The organism is Streptomyces sp. LS-MS-L19 (genome assembly GCF_058382285.1).
Genome location: NZ_JBYCLL010000001.1, coordinates 990,030 through 1,006,685, shown reverse-complemented (window position 1 = coordinate 1,006,685; position 16,656 = coordinate 990,030). Strand labels below are relative to the sequence as shown.

The following is a 16,656-nucleotide window of genomic DNA, read 5'->3' as shown; positions in this document are numbered from 1 at the left end:
CTCTAGAGGGGCGCCGATCCGCGCGGGACGCCGATCCCGGCCTTGCCCCGCGTCGAACCGGGAGCCTCACGGTTCGCGAAGGAACCCAAGGGGTCAATCCCGGCACGGGGCCCTATTCTGAGGAGGCATGAAGGGGGCTGGGGGCGGGAGTGCGTTCGGTGAAGTTCCGGAATCCGAGGGGTCGTTCGGTCCGCTCGTCGTCGCCGGGCAGCCGATGTACCTGAGGACCGCGCAGGTGGAACTGCCCGCCGAGAACCCCGATCCGACCGTACTGCCCTCGATCGCCCTGCTCGGCCGCGGCTGGGGCCCGAACGGCGACACCGGGGAACTGCCCCTGCCCCCGGGGCGGTTGCTCGCCGGTCAGTACCGGCTGATCCGGCCCCTCGGCTACGGCGGCATGGGCGAGGTCTACCTCGCGCTCGACACCAAGGTCGACGACCGCGAGGTCGCCATCAAGATGCTGCGCCCCGAGCGGGCGGGCGCCGCGGCGGGCGCGCTGGCCCGGGAGCGGCGGGCCCTGGTCGACCTCGGCCACGACGACATCATCCGCGTCTTCAACTACGGCCACCATCCCGAACTCGGCGACTTCCTCGTCCTGCAGTACGTGGACGGGCTCACGCTGGAGGAGGTGCGGGCGCGGGCCCGGCTGAACCCGGGGGAGTTCGGCGACCGGCGTTTCCACGAGTTCGTGCTCGCCTACGGGGTGCGGATCCTCTCCGCCCTCGCGTATCTGCACGCCGACCGGCCGGGCAAGGTCTACGGCGATCTGAAGCCCGACAACGTCATGCACGACGGCACCACCACGAAGATCATCGACGTGGGAAGCGTACGTCCCGTCGGGGCGCCGGGAATGACGACGGACGGCTTCCGCTCCCCGACCGTGGGCCCGAACGGCGAATCCAAGGGGCAGGACGACCTGTTCAGCCTGGGGGAGACCCTACGGCGCCTGTGCGGGCTGGGCCGGTCGGCGGAGGACCTGGCGCGGTTGGGAGATCTGCGGACGCTGGGGGAGCTTCGGGGGGCGGGGGAGCGAGACGGCGAGCGGGGGTCGGGGCGGGAGCCGAAGCTGGGGGCGGGGCCAACGCCGGAGCGTGAGCCGGGGGCGGGGCCCGAGTCGAGGGTGAAGCCCGGTGTCGGGAAGGCGCTGGGTGCCGAGGACGCGCCGGGGGTTGAGGACGCGCCGGGTGTCGGAGGGGCGCCGGGTCTCCAAGGGGTGCGGGGTGTCGAAGGTAAGCCGGATCTCCAAAGGGCGCCCGGTGTCGGAGGGGCGCCACGTCACGAAGGGGCGCCAGGTGTCGGAGGCGAGCCGGATCTCCAAGGGGTGCGGGGTGTTGGAGGGGCGCCAGGTGTCGAGGGGGAGCCGGATCTCCAAGGGGTGCCGGGTGTCGGAGGGGTGCCAGGTCACGAAGGCGCGCCGGATCTCCGAGGAGCCCCCGCTTCCCGCGTCCCGGCGGGCTCCAAGGACACCTGGTCCGTCGCCGACGCCACCGCCCCCGTCCCCCGCGGACTCGGTCTGCTCTCGCTCGCCCGGGTGCTGCGTCGCGCGACCCTGCGCGTCCCCGCCGGGCGGTTCGCCGACGCTCGGGAGATGGACGAGCAATTACGGGGCGTGTTCCGTGAGTTGAGATCCCTGCGGACCGGCACCGAGACCTTCGAGCCGTCCCCGCTCTTCCTCCAGTCGCCCTACGCCCTCGACGGCGCCCTCGGTTCCGCCCCGCCGCTCGCCCACTGGGCCGCCCCCGACGCCCCGTCCCCCCTCGCCCCGCCGTCACCCGCCGAGGTCGCCCAGCGGTTGCCCGTCCCGCGCCCCGACCCGCACGACGAGCACCACGCCGAACTGAGCCGGCTCGCCGACGCCGCCCCCGAGGCCCTGCTCCAGCACATAGGGGACTGGCCGGACTCCACGGAAGTCCATCTCCTGCGCTGCCGACTGCGGTTGCGGAACCCGTCCGACGGACCGGACGCCGCCGAACGGGAGTTACGGGCGGCCGAGGCACGGATCGGCCCCCGACGCGCCCCCTACGACTGGCGGCTGGACTGGCACCACGGCCTCCTCGCCCTCGCCCGCGACCAAGTCACCGCGGCCTGGGGCCACTTCGACCGGGTGTACGCGGCGATCCCCGGCGAGTACGCCCCCAAGCTCGCCCTCGGCCACTGCGCGGAACGCCTGGGCCACCGGCACGAGGCCCTGACCTTCTACGAGGCCGTACGGCTGCGCAACCCGTCCCTCGGCAGCGCCGCGTTCGGCGCCGCGCGCGCCCGCCTCGCGCGGGACGGCGAAAGGGCGCGCGAGGCGGCCGTACGCGAACTGGACGCCGTACCGCAGCACTCGCGGCACCGGACCGCCGCGCGGACCGCGGCCGTGCGGATCGGCGTCGAGTACGTGCGCCGGGCCGAGCGTGACGACGACGTGCCGCGGCGGCTGCGGGAGGTGCTGGACCGGCTTGCCCTGCTCTTCCACGCGCACGGACTGACCGACGAGGCGGCCAGGGTCCGGATGACCGTCGAGGTCTGGGAGGCCGTACAGGGCGCCCTCGCCCGCGGTGCCCTCGACGCGGCGGGCCTCGCGGCCCTGTCCGCCGACGCCGACCCCCGGCTCGGCCTCCCGGCCGACGAACACGGGCTGCGCGAGGACCTCTCCCGCCGTTACGTCACCCTCGCCCACCAGGCCGCCCGCTCCGCCGCCCCCGAGGACGCCGCCGTGGCCGAGATCCTCCTGGACCGCGCCTACGAGATCCGCCCGTTCGCCTTCCGACACCACAGGGACAGCCCATGGCTCGGCAAGAGAATCGCCGACTGGCTCCGGACGGCCGCCCACGCGTCCTCGCGCAGGACACCCTCCGCCTCGCACGCGCCGGAGCCGCCGTAACCGCCGAACTCGCCCGCCGGGTCCGCCGCTACGCCTGGCCCTCCACCACCGGCCGGCCCAACCGCGGATACCTGCGGGACCGGCTCGTCGCCCTGCCGTTGCTCGCCGTGGTGGCCTTCGGGGCGCTCGGCTGGGCCTACGCGGGCGCACGGGGCGACTCCGCCTACCTCCGGGACCGTGCCGCGCCCGCCCTGGTCGACCTCGCGGACGCCCGGGCCTCGCTGCTCATCGCACAGGGCGAGGCCGAGCGCAACCTCGACGAGGGACGGGCGGCCGAGCTCAGCGGGCTGAGCGACCGGTACCGGACCCGGATCGCCCGGGCGACCCAGAGCCTGAACCAGGTCACCCGCAGCGGCGCCCTCACCGTCGCCGAGGAACAGGAACTGCGGGTCGTGTCCGCGCTGGTCGTCGACTACACCAGCCGGATCGGCCGGGCCCAGGGACATGCCGGCGACCCGGTGCTGCGCGACGCCGAACTCTCCTACGCGCGCAGCATGCTCTGTTCCCAGGCCACCGTCGCGACCCGCGGCAACCCCTACCCCGAGTGCCCGGCCGCGACCGGCTCCGCCGCGACCTCGATCGTGGACCGGGTGACCGGCCTGGAGGGGCGACTGCGCGAACGCCTCGCCGACCGGGCCGCCTGGGGTGCGGGCGGCATCACCGCGGTGGTCGTGGCCGCGCTCGCCCTCGGTCTCCTCGCCGCCGGACTGTGGCGCACGGTGGCCTTCCTGCGGCGCCGCTTCCGGATCCGGCTGAGCATCCCCCTCGCGGCCGCCGCCCTGCCCCTGCTCACCGTCCCGTTCCTGACCGCCGACGCCCTGCTCGCCCTGCACGCCCAGCACGAGACCGTGCTCGGCGCGGACGTCCTGGCCGAGCGGACCTCGCCGACGATCGAGATGATCGCCGAGGAACGTCCCTTCGCGGGGCCGAACCCGAGGGCCATCGAAACGCTCCGGGCCCGGATCGACGAAGGCCTCGCGGACGGACGGCTGGCCGCCCTCGACGGCATCGCCCCGTTCGTGTTCCCCGCGGGCCTGCTAGCCGCGGCCGTCATCGCGGGCGCCCTGCACAGCTACCGCCGTGAGTACCTCGTCGTCACCCGACCGGGAGCCGTCGCATGAGCCGCTTCCTGCGCGCCCTCCTCGCGGTCTGTCTGCTCGCCCTCGTCCCCGGCTGCGGGGCCGACACCCGCGACCCGCTCGTCGTCCTCGGCCCCTGGACCGGCGAGGAGGGCGAGGCCTTCGAAGCCACCCTGGACAAGCTGGACGACGGGACGGGACGGACGTACACCTATGAGGGCACCCGTTCACTGCGCGAGACGCTCGTCTCACAGCTGGAGGCCGACGATCCGCCGGACGTGGCGGTCCTCAACAGCATCGGCGAACTCACCGAGTACGCCCGCCGCGACAAACTGAGGCCCCTCGTCGACGAGAGCTCCGAGCGTGCGTTCGCGCCCTGGGCGCCGACCCTGATCGTGGACAACAAGCAGCGCACCTACTGGGTGCCGTTGAAGGTCGATCTCAAGAGCCTGGTGTGGAGCAAGCGGGGCGCGCCGGGCGACCGGCCCACGTGGTGTGTCGGCCTCGCCTCGCAGGCCACCTCCGGCTGGCCGGGCACCGACTGGATCGAGGACCTCGTGCTCCACCAGGCGGGCCCCACGCTCTACGTCCAGTGGGCCACGGGCCTGCTCGACTGGCGCGACCCGGCCGTCAGGAACGCCTGGACCACCTGGGCACGTCTGCTCGGCAAACGCTCCCCGGACGCGGTCCAACGGTCCCTGACCACGTCGTTCGAGGGCGCCTCCACGGCCGACGGACAGCCCCGCGGACTGCTCGACTCGCCCCGCTTCGGCTGCACGCACGAGCACCAGAGCGCCTTCATCCGGTACGTCTACGCGGGCGAGGACGTGAAGGTGGAACCGTCCGCCCGCTATCTGGGCGGGAAGTCCGCGTACCGGGACGCCTTCGAGGTCGCGGGTGACATGGCGGCCGTCTTCAGCGACGACCCGGACGCCCAGGAACTCGTGGCGCGGCTGTCGAGCCGGGCCGGGCGGGAGCTCTGGCGCGCCGAGGCGGGTCCGGCGGTACGGCCGCTCTTCCCGGACACCGCGGGGCTGTCGCTGCCGGGGTCCGCGACGCCGGTCGAGCGCGAGATCGAGTCCCTGCTGACGTCCCGCGCCCGCACCCTCTGCTTCGACGCGTCCGACGTCATGGCACCCGAACTCCGCGACGCCTTCCACCGAGCGGTCCTGGAGTTCTTCCGCGACCCGACGGAACGCCAACTCGACTCGCTGCTCGACCAGTTGGAGACCATCCGCATCCACACGAACACCGACTCGGGCACAGACCGCTCCTTCCGCCCGCCCAGCGCGATCTGCGAGCCGCAGGGGGTGGACGACCCGGAGAGCGGGGGGACTCAGGGTGCGCCCCCTGGGGGGTGAGGGGGCCGCAGGGTGAGGGTTCCGCAGAGGGAGGAGGACGTGAGAGCAGCTCTGTCGAGGCGCGGGCCCCAGGGGGCATACGGGCCGAGGCCGCCGGCTGCCGGGTGGGTGCCGCGGCGGGGTGTCGAGGCCGGTGAGGCCAACTCCGCGGCATCCCTGCGTCGTTCGCCGAGCCGAGGCACGCGAGGCATCGGTGCGGGTTGGGCAGGGTGCCCGGCACACTCGCATCCGGCAGGGTGCCGCGCCGGGACGCATCCGGGGCACTCCGGTCCGCGCGACCTCACATCCGGGACGTCAGCACATCGACCTCGCAGCCCGGTGCGAACGGGTCGAAGCCGTGCTCGCTCAGCCAGCGGACGATCAGCAGGCTCCGCAACGACCACCACGCGTGGATCACGTCGAGGTCGATGTCCCTGCCGTAGCCGGCGAGGACGTCGTCGAGGTGCTCCTCGTGTCCGAGGGTGAACGTGGCGAGGTCGTACAGGGCGTCACCCCGGCCCGCCTCGGACCAGTCGATGATGCCCGTGACCTCGTCGCCGTCGACGAAGACGTGCTCGATCTGCAGGTCGCCGTGGGTGAACGCCGGAGTCCACGGCCGGAGCGCGGCCTCGGCGACCTGCCGGTTGCGGGTGACCAGGTCGGCGGGCAGGACGCCGTGCGTCACGAGCGCCGCGCACTCGGCGTCGAGTTCCGCCGCCAGCGCGACGACGTCCCGGCCGGCCCGACCCGGCCGGGACGGCAGCGGAGCGTCGTGCAGCTTCCGGATGGTGGCGCCCGCCGCAGCCCAGGCCCCCGGCGACCCGGTCGACGGCCCACCCAGGCGCCCGAGCGTCGTCCCCGGGAGCGCGGCGACCGCGAGCACCGGCGGCTTGCACCACAGAACCTCCGGAGTCGGGACCGGCGCGAGGGACATCGCCTCGGCCTCGCGCTCCAGGCGCGTCCGATCGGCGTCCACCTTCAGGAAGACGTCGCCGACGCGCAGCGTCGCACGCTCGGAATGGGCGACGACGACTGCGACCTCATCCATGGGCGACCAGTATCCCGGCGATGTTCGCCGCCGTCGCCGCATTTGTCGCGTGCGACGACGCCCTGCACCCCACACCCCCGGGCCACCCCGCCCTCCTCCTCGTCCTCCCCTCGCCGTGCCGGATTTCCCGGGCCCGGCCGCGGCTGACATGGTGGTGTCATGTGCTGGAGTGCGACAGCCGACCTCGTGGCGGGTGCGGCCATCACCTCCGTCGGCGTGGCCTGCGTGGCCCGGACCCGACGGGCCCGGGACCTTCCGCTGGCCGCGCTGCCCCTGCTGCTCGGCGCCCACCAATTGGTCGAGGCCCGGGTCTGGCACACCGGTGGCGGAACCGGCGCCGCCACCCTCGCCTGGGCCGTCATCGCCCTTCCCGTCCTCGCGCTGTGGGTGCCCCTCGGGGTGTGGTGCGCCTCCGCGCGCCGAGCGAGACGCAGGGTGACCGCGACCGTGCTGGTGGGGACGGTGACGGCCGGGTTCCTCGCGTACGGTCTCGCGACCCGCCCGGTCCGGGCCGAGATCCGCGGCCACACCATGGCCTACGTCATCGGACTGCCCCAGGCCCAACTGCTCGTCGCCGCCTACCTGGTGGCCACGGTCGGCGCCCTGCTGCTCTCCGGCGACCCCCGGCTCACCCTGCTCGGCGTCCTGGCAGCGGCGGGCGCCCTGGTGTGCTGGCTGCTGTGGCGGCTGGAGTTCGTGTCGACCTGGTGCGCGCTCGCGGCGGTCTGCTCGGTGGTGCTGTACGGCTGGGTGGGCCGGCGCCCGGCACCGCGTCCCCTGCCGGCGTGGGACGTCCGGCACTGACCGGCACGTGCCCGCACGGGGCTTGGCGTGACAAGGGAGTCAGGCCGAAGGCCGCCCCGAGCTCTCCCGGACCACCAACTCCGGTACGGACACGGGATGCGGAGCGATCGGCGCGGACTCCTCCAGGACGCCGTGCAGCAGGGCGAACGCGGCCCGGCCCAGACCGGTGAAGTCCAGGCGTACGGTCGTCAGGGACGGCGTCAGATAGGCGGAGTGCGGGGCGTCGTCGAACCCGGCCACGCTGACCTCGCCCGGCACCGAACGGCCCGCCTCGTGCAGCGCGCGCAGCACACCGAGGGCCAGGTCGTCGTTGCCGCACAGGATCGCGGTGACCGACGGGTCCTTCGCGAGTTTGAGGCCCGCCGCGTGGCCGCCCGCCGGACCCCAACTGCCCTGCACGGGACGGGGTTGCGCGGCGCCGGCCTCCTTCAGGGCCTGTCGCCAGCCGCTGGTGCGGGCGCCGGTGCGGCGGGTGCTGGAGGGGATGGCGACGTAGTGCACGGTCTCGTGGCCCAGGGACAGCAGATGCCGGGTCGCCTCGTACGCGGCCTCGCGGTCGTCGGTCCACACCCACGGCCGGTTGTCCGTGGGCGGGCTCGCCGGGGTCTCGACGATGCCGACGACCGGAACCCCGGCCGGGACCGCCTCCAGGGCCCGGACGCCCGCCGGATCGTAGGCGATCACCACGAGCCCGCCGCCCGCGTCGGCGGCGCGCTGGACCTCGGCGGTGACGGCGGCCTGGTCGGCCGACTCGAGGACGCCCACGCCCACCGAGTAGGCTGCGGCGCGGGCGGACTCCTCGACGCCCTGGAGGATCGAGGCGTAGCCGTAGTGCGTGGTGTTGGCGGTGAGCACGGTCACGGCCCTGCTGCGTCCCCTGGCCAGGGCGAGCGCGGTGGCGTTGCGCCGGAAGCCCAGCTCGTCGATGGCGGCGAGGACGCGTTCGCGGGTGGACTGCTTGACGCTCGGGTGACCGTTGATCACCCGGGAGACCGTCTGGTAGGAGACCCCGGCGGCCGCGGCGACATCACGGATGCTTGCCGGACTGCGGGTGTGACCGGTCACATTCATGTCTGGAGTGTGGCTGCTGACCCTGGTGGACGTCAAGCGCACAGGGTGACGGGTTCACGCGGCCGGACGCGTCGACGCGTCGGTACCGCGCTCCTCCGTCAGTGAGGCCGGTACGGCCGGGGCAGCCGCATCCCGCGGTCGGCCATGATCTGCCGTACGCGATGCGGATAGTCGGTGATGACGCCGTCGACGCCCATGTCCATGAGCGCCTCCACGGTGGCCGGGTCGTCGCAGGTCCACGGGATGACCTTCAGGCCGCGGGCGTGGGCCTCCCGGACCATCGTGCGGTCGGCGTAGAAGCGGAAGCCGGGGTCGCCGACCTTGCCGTTCTGCGGGAACCCGTAGTTGGGGGAGAGGGCCCTGACGCCGGGGACGGTCGCGGCGGCCCGCACGAAGTCGCCGCCGTAGTCGTCGGCGTCGATCCCGCCGAGCCAGGGGGACGCGCCGGGGCGGCCGACCTGGAGGAAGTCGTAGTTGGTGAGCGCGACCAGGGGCCAGGTCGGGGCGAGCGCGTGCATCGCCTTCAGCGCGCCCCAGTCGAAGGACTGGATGGTGACCTGGTGCTCGATGCCGGAACGGTGGATCTCCTCGTACACGCGCCGCACGAACAGCCCACGCGGTGCGGTCTGTTCGGGAGCGCCCGCCTCGACCTTCGTCTCGATGTTCAGTGTGACCTGGTGGGCGCGGTACCTCTTGACCAGGTTCAGGACGTCCTTCAGCTGGACCATCCGGAAGCCCTTGACGACCTCCTGCTCGGGGAACCCGGGCAGTTGCTGGTATCCGCAGTCCAGTGTCCTGATCTGAGCGAGCGTCAGATCCTTGATGTACTTGCCGACATACGGATACATCGGGTCGCCCGGCGTCACCGGCCCCGTGTCACGGCACTTGACCCCGCTGATCTGCCGGTCGTGGTTGACGACGACCTTGCGGTCCTTGGTGACATGGGTGTCCAGCTCCAGCGTGGACACCCCGAGCCGCAGCGCCTTGCCGAAGCCCTCCAGGGACTCCTCGGTCGTCATGCCGAGACCGCCGCGGTGGGCCTGGAGATCGAAGTACGGCTTCGGCGCGGGCAGTTGGCGGCCGTCGTACGCCGTCGCGGGCGCCGCCACCGAGAACGCGAGCACCGGCGCCAGCGCCAGGCCGGCGAGGACATGTCGTGCGGACATCGACACCTCACTCGTGTGGGACGGGACGTCCACAGACGCTAGCGAGGACACGCACCCGTTCAACCCCTCGGACGTGATCCCGCGATGAATGGCCGAGGAACGCGGTGTTCGGACCGCTAGGCCAGGCCCTTCGGCCGACGACCTTCCCTGGGCGACCAGTGCCGTGTCAGCCGGCCGTGTTGAGACGTACGGCCGCCACGGAGTCGTACGGCCGCCCCCGAGTCGTACGGCGGCCGCCGGACCATACGGTCCGGCGGCCGTCGTCGGTCCGGGCGTCGTCAGCTGCGGCGCCCCGCCGGATCCTGCGCGAACGTGTCCCGCTCGCCGCCCGAGACCGGTGCGGGGGAGGTCGGCGGCTCCTTCGCCCGGTCCGCGTGTCCCGGCCACCAGGCCGCGTGGCCGATCAGGGCCGTGAGGCTCGGGGTGAAGAACATCGCCATGACGAACGCGGCGATGGCGATGCCGAAGGACACCGCGAAGCCCATCTCGCTGAGGAGGGAGTTTCCGGCCAGCATCATCGTGGCGAAGGTCGCCGCCAGGATGAACCCGGCCGCGGCCACGGTGGGACCGGCGTGCCGCAGCGCCATGCCCGCCGCCTCACGCGGCTCGCGGCCCTCGCGGGCCTCCTCCCGCAGTCGGGCGATCATCAGGATGTTGTAGTCGGTGCCGATGGCGACCACGAAGAGATACATGATCACCGGGAGCATGAACATCAGGCCCGAGTGACCGACCGCGCCCTGGAAGATCCAGACCGTGGCACCGAGCGTGGCACCGAAGCCCAGACCCACCGACGCGATCAGGTACCAGGGGGCGACCACGCTGCGCAGCAGCAGTCCCAGGATGAGCATGATCAGCAGGGCGGCCACGGGGAAGACCGTCTTGTAGTCGTGGGTGACCGCGGAGTCGATGTCCTTGTAGATCGAGGACATGCCGCCGACCAGCGCCTCCGTGTGGGGCGGCGCGTCGGCGTGCGCGACGTCACGGACCCGGCCCACCGTCTCGATCGCCTTGTCCGTGGACGCCTCGTACTTGAGCGTGACCTGGAAGTCGATCGTGGTGCCGTCCTTGTTCAGCTGGGCCAGCCGCGCGTTCGCCACCCCGTCCACGGCACCGAGCTTCTTCACGTACGCGTCGAAGACCGTCGTGTCGATCGCCTTGCCGTCGGTGCTGGAGAGGTAGACGTCGGTGGGTGCCGCGGCGCCCGCCGAGTACGCCTTCTGCATCTCGTCCTGGACGACCATCGACTCCTTGGTCTTGGGCATGGAGCCCGATGCCAGGTCGAAGGTGGCGTTGAAGCCGAGGGTCCCGAGCGACAGCACGACCAGGACGAGCCCGGAGAGCGCGGTGGTGAGCGCCGGACGCTTCTGCACGCCTCGGCCGAGTGCGGCGAACCGGGCGTTCTCCGGCTCGTGCTGCCAGGACTTGGACGGCCAGAAGACCTTCGGGCCGATCAGCGAGACGACGGCCGGGATCAGCGTCAGGCCCGCGATCAGGGTGACGGTGACCGCGATCGCGAGCGCCGGGCCCATCTGCTTGAGGAAGCCCAGCGTGGACAGGACCAGCGCGAGGAAGGCGATGATGACCGCGCCGGCGGCGGAGGCGATGGCCTCGCCGACCCGGTCGACCGCGTTGACCATGGCCTGCTTCGGTTCGTCGCCGAGGCGCAGGCGTTCGCGGTAGCGGAACATCAGGAACAGGAAGTAGTCGGTGCCCACACCGAACAGCACGACGATCAGGATCGACGAGATCGAGCTGTTGGCCTGGAGGTCGAACAGCTTGGTGGCGTACGCGATCAGCCCGTTGGCGATGGCGGACACCAACCCGATGGTGATCAGGGGCAGGAAGGCCAGGATCGGCGCCCGGAAGATGATCAGCAGGGTCACCAGGATGATGACGAAGGTGCCGATGCCGATCAGCGCCTCGCCGCGCTTGGACGAGTCCTGCTGGTCGAGCGCCTGCGCGGCGGAACCGCCGAGCTTGACCTCGAGGTTCGTGCCCTTGGTGAGTTGTCTGACGTCGTCGCGCAACACCTTGGCCGCGTCGGCCTGCACGGGCTGGCCGGCGTTCTTGCTGTCCATCTGGACCAGGGTCATGGTGTACCTGCCGTCCGCGGACGACTGGCCGGGGACCACCTTCTGCACCTGGTCGATCTTCTTCTTGCCGAGCTCGGAGGTGATCCGCTCGACGTCCTTCTTGTCGGCGGCGGTCAGTTTGCCGCCGTCGGTGCGCTGGTAGAGCGCGATCGCGGACGGGGTGAAGGCGGCGGGGAACGCCTTCGCCTGGATGTCCGCGGCCTTGATGGACTCGTAGCTCTTGGGGAGAAAGCTGCTCTCGTCACTGTTCGAGGGCAGGCTGGGGGCGGTGGCTACGATCGCCACGGCGGCGATCAGCCAGGCCACGATCGTCCAGACGGGATGTCGGACGACTACGTTGCCAATACGTCGGAACATGCGGGGCGTCCTCCTGGACAGGAAGATCACCGCAGCCCGGGGAGCGGTCCCTGGCATCGGCGACCCCGGCCGCCCCGCAGGGCACTCCCCCCGTCGGACGGCCGGATGGTTGTCTTGGGCTCATTTCATTGAGCCCTCATCGTAGGGATCACGAACGAAGATCGCTCGCGAGTTCTCCCGCGGCACTGTGATCCCGGCCCCGCGGCGCGGCGGGTGCTTCTTCAGGACCCCGACCCCTGATAATTTAGTAGGACGTCCTAGTATTTTCTCAGCCCGCGCTCTTCGTCGTGTCTTGGGAAGGCCTCGCCATGAGCGATCTGCACCGCCCCGTCCATCCTGTCCGCCTGGTCACCGCCTCGGCACTGTTCGACGGGCACGACGCCTCGATCAACATCATGCGGCGGATCTTCCAGTCGCAGGGCGCCGAGGTCATCCACCTCGGCCACAACCGGTCCGTGCGGGAGGTCGTGGACGCGGCGCTGGAGGAGGACGCGCACGGTGTGGCGGTCTCGTCCTACCAGGGCGGACACGTCGAGTACTTCGAGTACCTCGTCGCCTCGCTGCGCAAGCAGGGCGCGGAGCACATCCGGGTGGTGGGCGGCGGGGGCGGGGTCATCGTGCCCGACGAGATCGCCCGGCTCCGGGAGGGCGGGGTGACGATCTTCTCGCCGGAGGACGGCCAGCGGATGGGCCTCGCCGGGATAGTCAACACCGTCGTACGGGACTGCGACTTCGACCTGTGGGACGGCAAGCCCGCCGACCTCGCCGCGGTCCTGACCGGTGACCGGTTCGCGGTCGCCCGGGCCATCACCGGCGCCGAACTCGGCAAGCTGCCCCCGGAGTTCCTCGCGGAACTGCGGGCGACCGCGGCCGCGCGGCGCGTCCCGGTGCTCGGCCTCACCGGTACCGGCGGCTCGGGCAAGTCGTCACTGACCGACGAGCTGGTGCGCCGGTTCCGGGTCGACCAGCGGGACGCCCTGCGCGTCGCCGTGATCGCCGTGGACCCGACCCGGCGCCGGGGCGGCGGCGCGCTGCTCGGCGACCGGATCCGGATGAACTCCCTCGACGGCGAGCGGGTGTTCTTCCGCAGCCTGGCCACCCGCGGCAGCCGCGAGCTGCCCGAGCACCTCTCCGATGTCATCGACGTGGTGAAGGCGGCCGGGTTCGACCTGGTGATCGTGGAGACGCCCGGCATCGGCCAGGGCGACGCCGCGATCGTGCCGTTCGTGGACGCCTCGCTGTACGTGATGACACCGGAGTTCGGTGCCGCCTCGCAGCTGGAGAAGATCGACATGCTCGACTTCGCCGACGTGGTGGCCATCAACAAGTTCGAGCGGCGCGGTGCCAAGGACGCCCTGCGGGACGTGGGACGCCAACTCGTGCGCAACCGCGAGGCGTTCGGGCAGCGGCCCGAGGACATGCCGGTCTACGGCACCTCCGCGGCCACCTTCAACGACGACGGGGTCACCGCGCTCTACCAGCACCTGAAGAACACCCTGGTGGAGAAGGGGCTGGCGCTGTCCGAGGGGGCGCTGGACCCGGTGGACGTCCGCCACTCCTCCGGTATCCGCCAGGTGGTCCCAGCGGACCGGGTGCGCTACCTCGCCGAGATCACCGACGCGGTCCGCGGCTACCACGCCCGGACCCTGCAACTGGCCGAGCAGGCAAGGCGGGTCCAGCGGCTGGAGACGGTCGAGGGTGAGCTCGCCGACGCCGGACTGGATCCCGAGGACGTGCGGTCCCTGCTGGCCGAGGCGCGCCGGCAGCTGCCGTACGAGATCACGGAACAGATCGCCAACTGGCCCGCCGTGATCGCCTCCTACTCCGGCGACGAGCAGATCGTGAAGGTCCGTGACAAGGAGATCCGCACCAAGCTGACCCGGGAGTCCCTCTCCGGCAACAAGATCCCCCGGGTCGCCCTGCCCCGCTTCGCCGACCACGGTGAGCTCGTACGGTTCTGGCGGAACGAGAACCTGCCCGGCCGATTCCCGTTCACGGCCGGGGTGTTCCCCTTCAAGCGTGACGGCGAGGACCCCGCGCGCATGTTCGCCGGTGAGGGCGACCCCTTCCGCACCAACCGCCGCTTCAAGCTCCTGTCCGAGGGCCAGCCGGCGACCCGCCTGTCCACCGCGTTCGACTCGGTGACGCTGTACGGCCGCGACCCCGACGAACGCCCCGACATCTACGGCAAGGTCGGCACCTCGGGGGTCTCGGTCGCCACACTGGAGGACATGAAGGCGCTCTACGACGGCTTCGACCTCGTGGCGCCCACGACCTCCGTCTCCATGACGATCAACGGCCCGGCACCGGCCGTCCTGGCGTTCTTCCTGAACACCGCGATCGACCAGCAGCTGGAGCGGTTCCGCGCCGAGGAGGGCCGCGAGCCCTCGCCCGAGGAGGCGGCCGGACTGCGCGCGCACGCGCTGGCGAACGTCCGCGGCACCGTGCAGGCCGACATCCTCAAGGAGGACCAGGGCCAGAACACCTGCCTGTTCTCCACCGAGTTCAGCCTGCGGATGATGGCGGACATTCAGGAGTGGTTCATCCAGCAGCAGGTCCGCAACTTCTACTCGGTGTCCATCTCCGGCTACCACATCGCCGAAGCCGGCGCGAACCCCATCAGCCAGCTCGCCTTCACCCTCGCCAACGGCTTCACCTACGTCGAGGCCTACCTCGCCCGCGGCATGGACGTCGACGACTTCGCGCCGAACCTGTCGTTCTTCTTCTCCAACGGCATGGACCCCGAGTACTCGGTCCTCGGCCGGGTGGCCCGCCGCATCTGGGCGGTGGCGATGAAGGAGAAGTACGGCGCCGGTGAGCGCTCGCAGAAGCTGAAGTACCACGTCCAGACCTCCGGACGCTCCCTGCACGCCCAGGAGATGGACTTCAACGACATCCGCACCACCCTCCAGGCGCTCATCGCCATCTACGACAACTGCAACAGCCTGCACACCAACGCCTACGACGAGGCGGTGACCACCCCCACCGAGGAGTCGGTGCGCCGGGCCCTGGCCATCCAGCTGATCATCAACCGGGAGTGGGGCCTGGCGATGAACGAGAACCCCCTCCAGGGGTCGTTCATCATCGACGAACTCACCGACCTGGTCGAGGAGCAGGTCCTCCAGGAGTTCGAGCGCATCAGCGAACGCGGCGGCGTGCTCGGCGCGATGGAGACCGGCTACCAGCGCGGCCGCATCCAGGACGAGTCGATGCTCTACGAGCAGCGCAAGCACGACGGCACCCTGCCCCTGATCGGCGTCAACACCTTCCGCAACCCGCACGCCGACACCGCCGAGCCCGGTGTGGTCGAACTCGCCCGCGCCACTGAGGAGGAGAAGCAGTCCCAGCTGGAACGCGTACGGGACTTCCACGCCCGCCACCAGGACGAGGCCCGGGCCGCCCTGGACGCCCTCAAGGAGGCGGCGGTACGCGGCGAGAACGTGTTCGCGGTGCTCATGGACGCCACCCGCGTCTGCTCCCTCCAGCAGATCACCGAGGCCTTCTTCGAGGTGGGCGGCCAGTACCGCCGCAACGTCTGAGACCGGGCTCGATATGACAGTCGTTATAGCGGCGGGGTACCGTTCGGCCCCTGGCTATAACGACTGTCATAGGAGCATGCCGTGACCATCGTCACCGTGAACACCCCGAAGGGCCGTCTGGCCCTGGAGCAGCGTCGCGAGCTGGCCGGGACGCTGACCGACGCGGTGCTCGTGCCCGAGGTGGGGCAACTCGCCCCGGCCGCGCGCGTCGGCTTCCAGGTGCACTTCGTGGAGCGCGAGCGGGACATGATGGTCATCGGGGGGCGGCTGCTCGCGGACGCCGGGCCGGAGCTCGACGTGATGGCGATCGACGTGGCGGTCATGGACGCCGCCTGGCACCCGGACGTACGCGCCGAGGTCATCGAGCGGGTGCTGGCCGCGCTGGCCGCGGCCTGCGGGCTGGAGAAGCCGGCGCCCGCCTGGTGGGTCACCTTCCGTGTCATCGACGAGGGCAGCTGGGGATCGTCCGGCGGAGTGCTGTCCGTCCTGCCCCTGCTGGACAGCGGGGTGTTCACGCAGGAGCGGGCCGAGGCCGTCCGTACCGCGCTGGGCGTCTGAGGCCCCGGTCAGTCCTTGATCGTGGCGAGGATCAGCGCCTGGAGCTGATCGGCCGTGTGGTCCAGGGGCTGGGTGCTGCGCTTGGCACGGCACATCGCCACCGTGCCCTCCACGGCCGCGACGACGAGCGTCGCCAACTGCGCCGCCTGCTCGGGCCCGACGCCGTGCTCGCGCAGGGAGTCGGCCAGCAGGCCCTCCCAGCTGTCGAAGACCTCCGCCGCGGCTCGCACCGGGGCGGGGACCTCCTCGGTGGCGGGCTCCTCGATGGACACGGCGAGCACGGGGCAGCCGGCCCGGAAGTCGCTGTCCACGACGATCTTGCGCCACAGGGCGAGGAACGCCCGCAGCCCCTGCACCGGTCCGGCCCGGAGCTCCCTGCGCAGGACGCGCGCGACCCACTCGCCCGTGTACCGGACGGCCTCCGTGGCCAGCTGCTGCTTGCCCTCCGGGAAGTAGTGGTACGTCGAGCCGAGCGGCGCCCTGGCGTGCTTGGCCATCTCACGGATGCTCGTCGCGTTCAGACCGCGCCGGCTGATCATGTCGGCGGCTCCGACGACGATCCGCTCACGCGGCGTCGGGGTGGGCTTGGTCACGTACGCATCCCTTCCGGCCTCCCTGGCTATAACGGCCGTCATAGTCTACCGTGATCGTCGTCTATAACGACTGTCATAGACCTGTGCTGCCGTCAGCCGTCGAAACGGACGCCGAAACGGCCGCCCAAAACGGAAAGAG

The 16,656-nt window shown here is 71.6% G+C and carries 11 protein-coding genes; 6 read left to right on the top strand and 5 right to left on the bottom strand.

Features of this window, described 5'->3' with window-relative positions; genetic code table 11:
- Positions 1–214: 214 nt before the first annotated feature.
- From AC2XR2_RS04440 to AC2XR2_RS04430, 3 genes are read left to right on the top strand one after another with little or no spacing between them, the layout of a single operon-like run.
- Positions 215–2,869 (top strand): tetratricopeptide repeat protein, encoded by a 2,655-nt coding sequence (locus AC2XR2_RS04440; RefSeq protein WP_491518406.1) that lies wholly within the window; start codon positions 215–217, stop codon positions 2,867–2,869.
- On the top strand, positions 2,773–3,990 hold the full coding sequence (locus AC2XR2_RS04435) for a GlnX family signal transduction membrane protein (protein WP_491514330.1): 1,218 nt from the start codon (positions 2,773–2,775) through the stop codon (positions 3,988–3,990). The genes AC2XR2_RS04440 and AC2XR2_RS04435 overlap by 97 nt, the downstream gene beginning before the upstream one ends.
- Positions 3,987–5,309, top strand: a complete 1,323-nt coding sequence (locus AC2XR2_RS04430) for an alpha-glucoside ABC transporter substrate-binding protein (protein ID WP_491514329.1) — start codon at positions 3,987–3,989, stop codon at positions 5,307–5,309. The genes AC2XR2_RS04435 and AC2XR2_RS04430 overlap by 4 nt, the downstream gene beginning before the upstream one ends.
- A 280-nt stretch (positions 5,310–5,589) precedes the next feature.
- On the opposite strand, the gene AC2XR2_RS04425 is transcribed toward AC2XR2_RS04430, so the two are convergent.
- The gene (locus AC2XR2_RS04425) at positions 5,590–6,336 is read right to left on the bottom strand and encodes a phosphotransferase family protein (RefSeq protein WP_381300991.1); all 747 of its coding nucleotides are present in this window, start codon (positions 6,334–6,336) and stop codon (positions 5,590–5,592) included.
- Positions 6,337–6,495: 159 nt separating this feature from the next.
- On the opposite strand from AC2XR2_RS04425, the gene AC2XR2_RS04420 reads away from it, so the two are divergent.
- Positions 6,496–7,140, top strand: coding sequence for a DUF6629 family protein (locus AC2XR2_RS04420; protein WP_491514328.1), 645 nt, complete (start codon positions 6,496–6,498; stop codon positions 7,138–7,140).
- Between the two features lie 39 nt (positions 7,141–7,179).
- Here AC2XR2_RS04420 and AC2XR2_RS04415 read toward each other — a convergent pair whose 3' ends face one another.
- The 3 genes from AC2XR2_RS04415 to AC2XR2_RS04405 form a co-directional block, all read right to left on the bottom strand.
- Complete coding sequence (locus tag AC2XR2_RS04415) at positions 7,180–8,211, bottom strand: LacI family DNA-binding transcriptional regulator (protein WP_123758985.1); 1,032 nt, start codon at positions 8,209–8,211, stop codon at positions 7,180–7,182.
- Between the two features lie 98 nt (positions 8,212–8,309).
- Entirely contained in the window at positions 8,310–9,377 is a 1,068-nt protein-coding gene (locus AC2XR2_RS04410; RefSeq protein ID WP_491514327.1) for a glycerophosphodiester phosphodiesterase family protein, read from the bottom strand.
- A 278-nt stretch (positions 9,378–9,655) separates the two neighbouring features.
- On the bottom strand, positions 9,656–11,827 hold the full coding sequence (locus AC2XR2_RS04405) for an MMPL family transporter (RefSeq protein WP_449352785.1): 2,172 nt from the start codon (positions 11,825–11,827) through the stop codon (positions 9,656–9,658).
- Between the two features lie 308 nt (positions 11,828–12,135).
- Here AC2XR2_RS04405 and icmF point away from each other — a divergent pair, with 308 nt between their 5' ends.
- Positions 12,136–15,366 carry a fused isobutyryl-CoA mutase/GTPase IcmF gene (icmF, locus tag AC2XR2_RS04400; RefSeq protein ID WP_491514326.1) on the top strand — a complete coding sequence of 1,077 codons (3,231 nt, stop codon included), beginning with the start codon at positions 12,136–12,138 and terminating at the stop codon, positions 15,364–15,366.
- A gap of 81 nt (positions 15,367–15,447) precedes the next feature.
- Positions 15,448–15,924 carry a tautomerase enzyme gene (locus tag AC2XR2_RS04395; protein WP_491514325.1) on the top strand — a complete coding sequence of 159 codons (477 nt, stop codon included), beginning with the start codon at positions 15,448–15,450 and terminating at the stop codon, positions 15,922–15,924.
- An 8-nt stretch (positions 15,925–15,932) separates the two neighbouring features.
- Here the strand turns inward: AC2XR2_RS04395 and AC2XR2_RS04390 are convergent, their stop codons facing one another.
- Positions 15,933–16,517: a TetR/AcrR family transcriptional regulator gene (locus tag AC2XR2_RS04390; protein WP_449352782.1), complete on the bottom strand. Its 585-nt coding sequence runs from the start codon at positions 16,515–16,517 to the stop codon at positions 15,933–15,935.
- Positions 16,518–16,656: the final 139 nt, after the last annotated feature.

Coding starts and splice junctions, on each gene's coding strand:
- AC2XR2_RS04440 (WP_491518406.1), top strand. CDS start 215: ATGTACCTGAGGACCGCGCAGGTGGAACTGCCCGCCGAGAACCCCGAT.
- AC2XR2_RS04435 (WP_491514330.1), top strand. CDS start 2,773: ATGGCTCGGCAAGAGAATCGCCGACTGGCTCCGGACGGCCGCCCACGC.
- AC2XR2_RS04430 (WP_491514329.1), top strand. CDS start 3,987: ATGAGCCGCTTCCTGCGCGCCCTCCTCGCGGTCTGTCTGCTCGCCCTC.
- AC2XR2_RS04425 (WP_381300991.1), bottom strand. CDS start 6,336: ATGGATGAGGTCGCAGTCGTCGTCGCCCATTCCGAGCGTGCGACGCTG.
- AC2XR2_RS04420 (WP_491514328.1), top strand. CDS start 6,496: ATGTGCTGGAGTGCGACAGCCGACCTCGTGGCGGGTGCGGCCATCACC.
- AC2XR2_RS04415 (WP_123758985.1), bottom strand. CDS start 8,211: ATGAATGTGACCGGTCACACCCGCAGTCCGGCAAGCATCCGTGATGTC.
- AC2XR2_RS04410 (WP_491514327.1), bottom strand. CDS start 9,377: ATGTCCGCACGACATGTCCTCGCCGGCCTGGCGCTGGCGCCGGTGCTC.
- AC2XR2_RS04405 (WP_449352785.1), bottom strand. CDS start 11,827: ATGTTCCGACGTATTGGCAACGTAGTCGTCCGACATCCCGTCTGGACG.
- icmF (WP_491514326.1), top strand. CDS start 12,136: ATGAGCGATCTGCACCGCCCCGTCCATCCTGTCCGCCTGGTCACCGCC.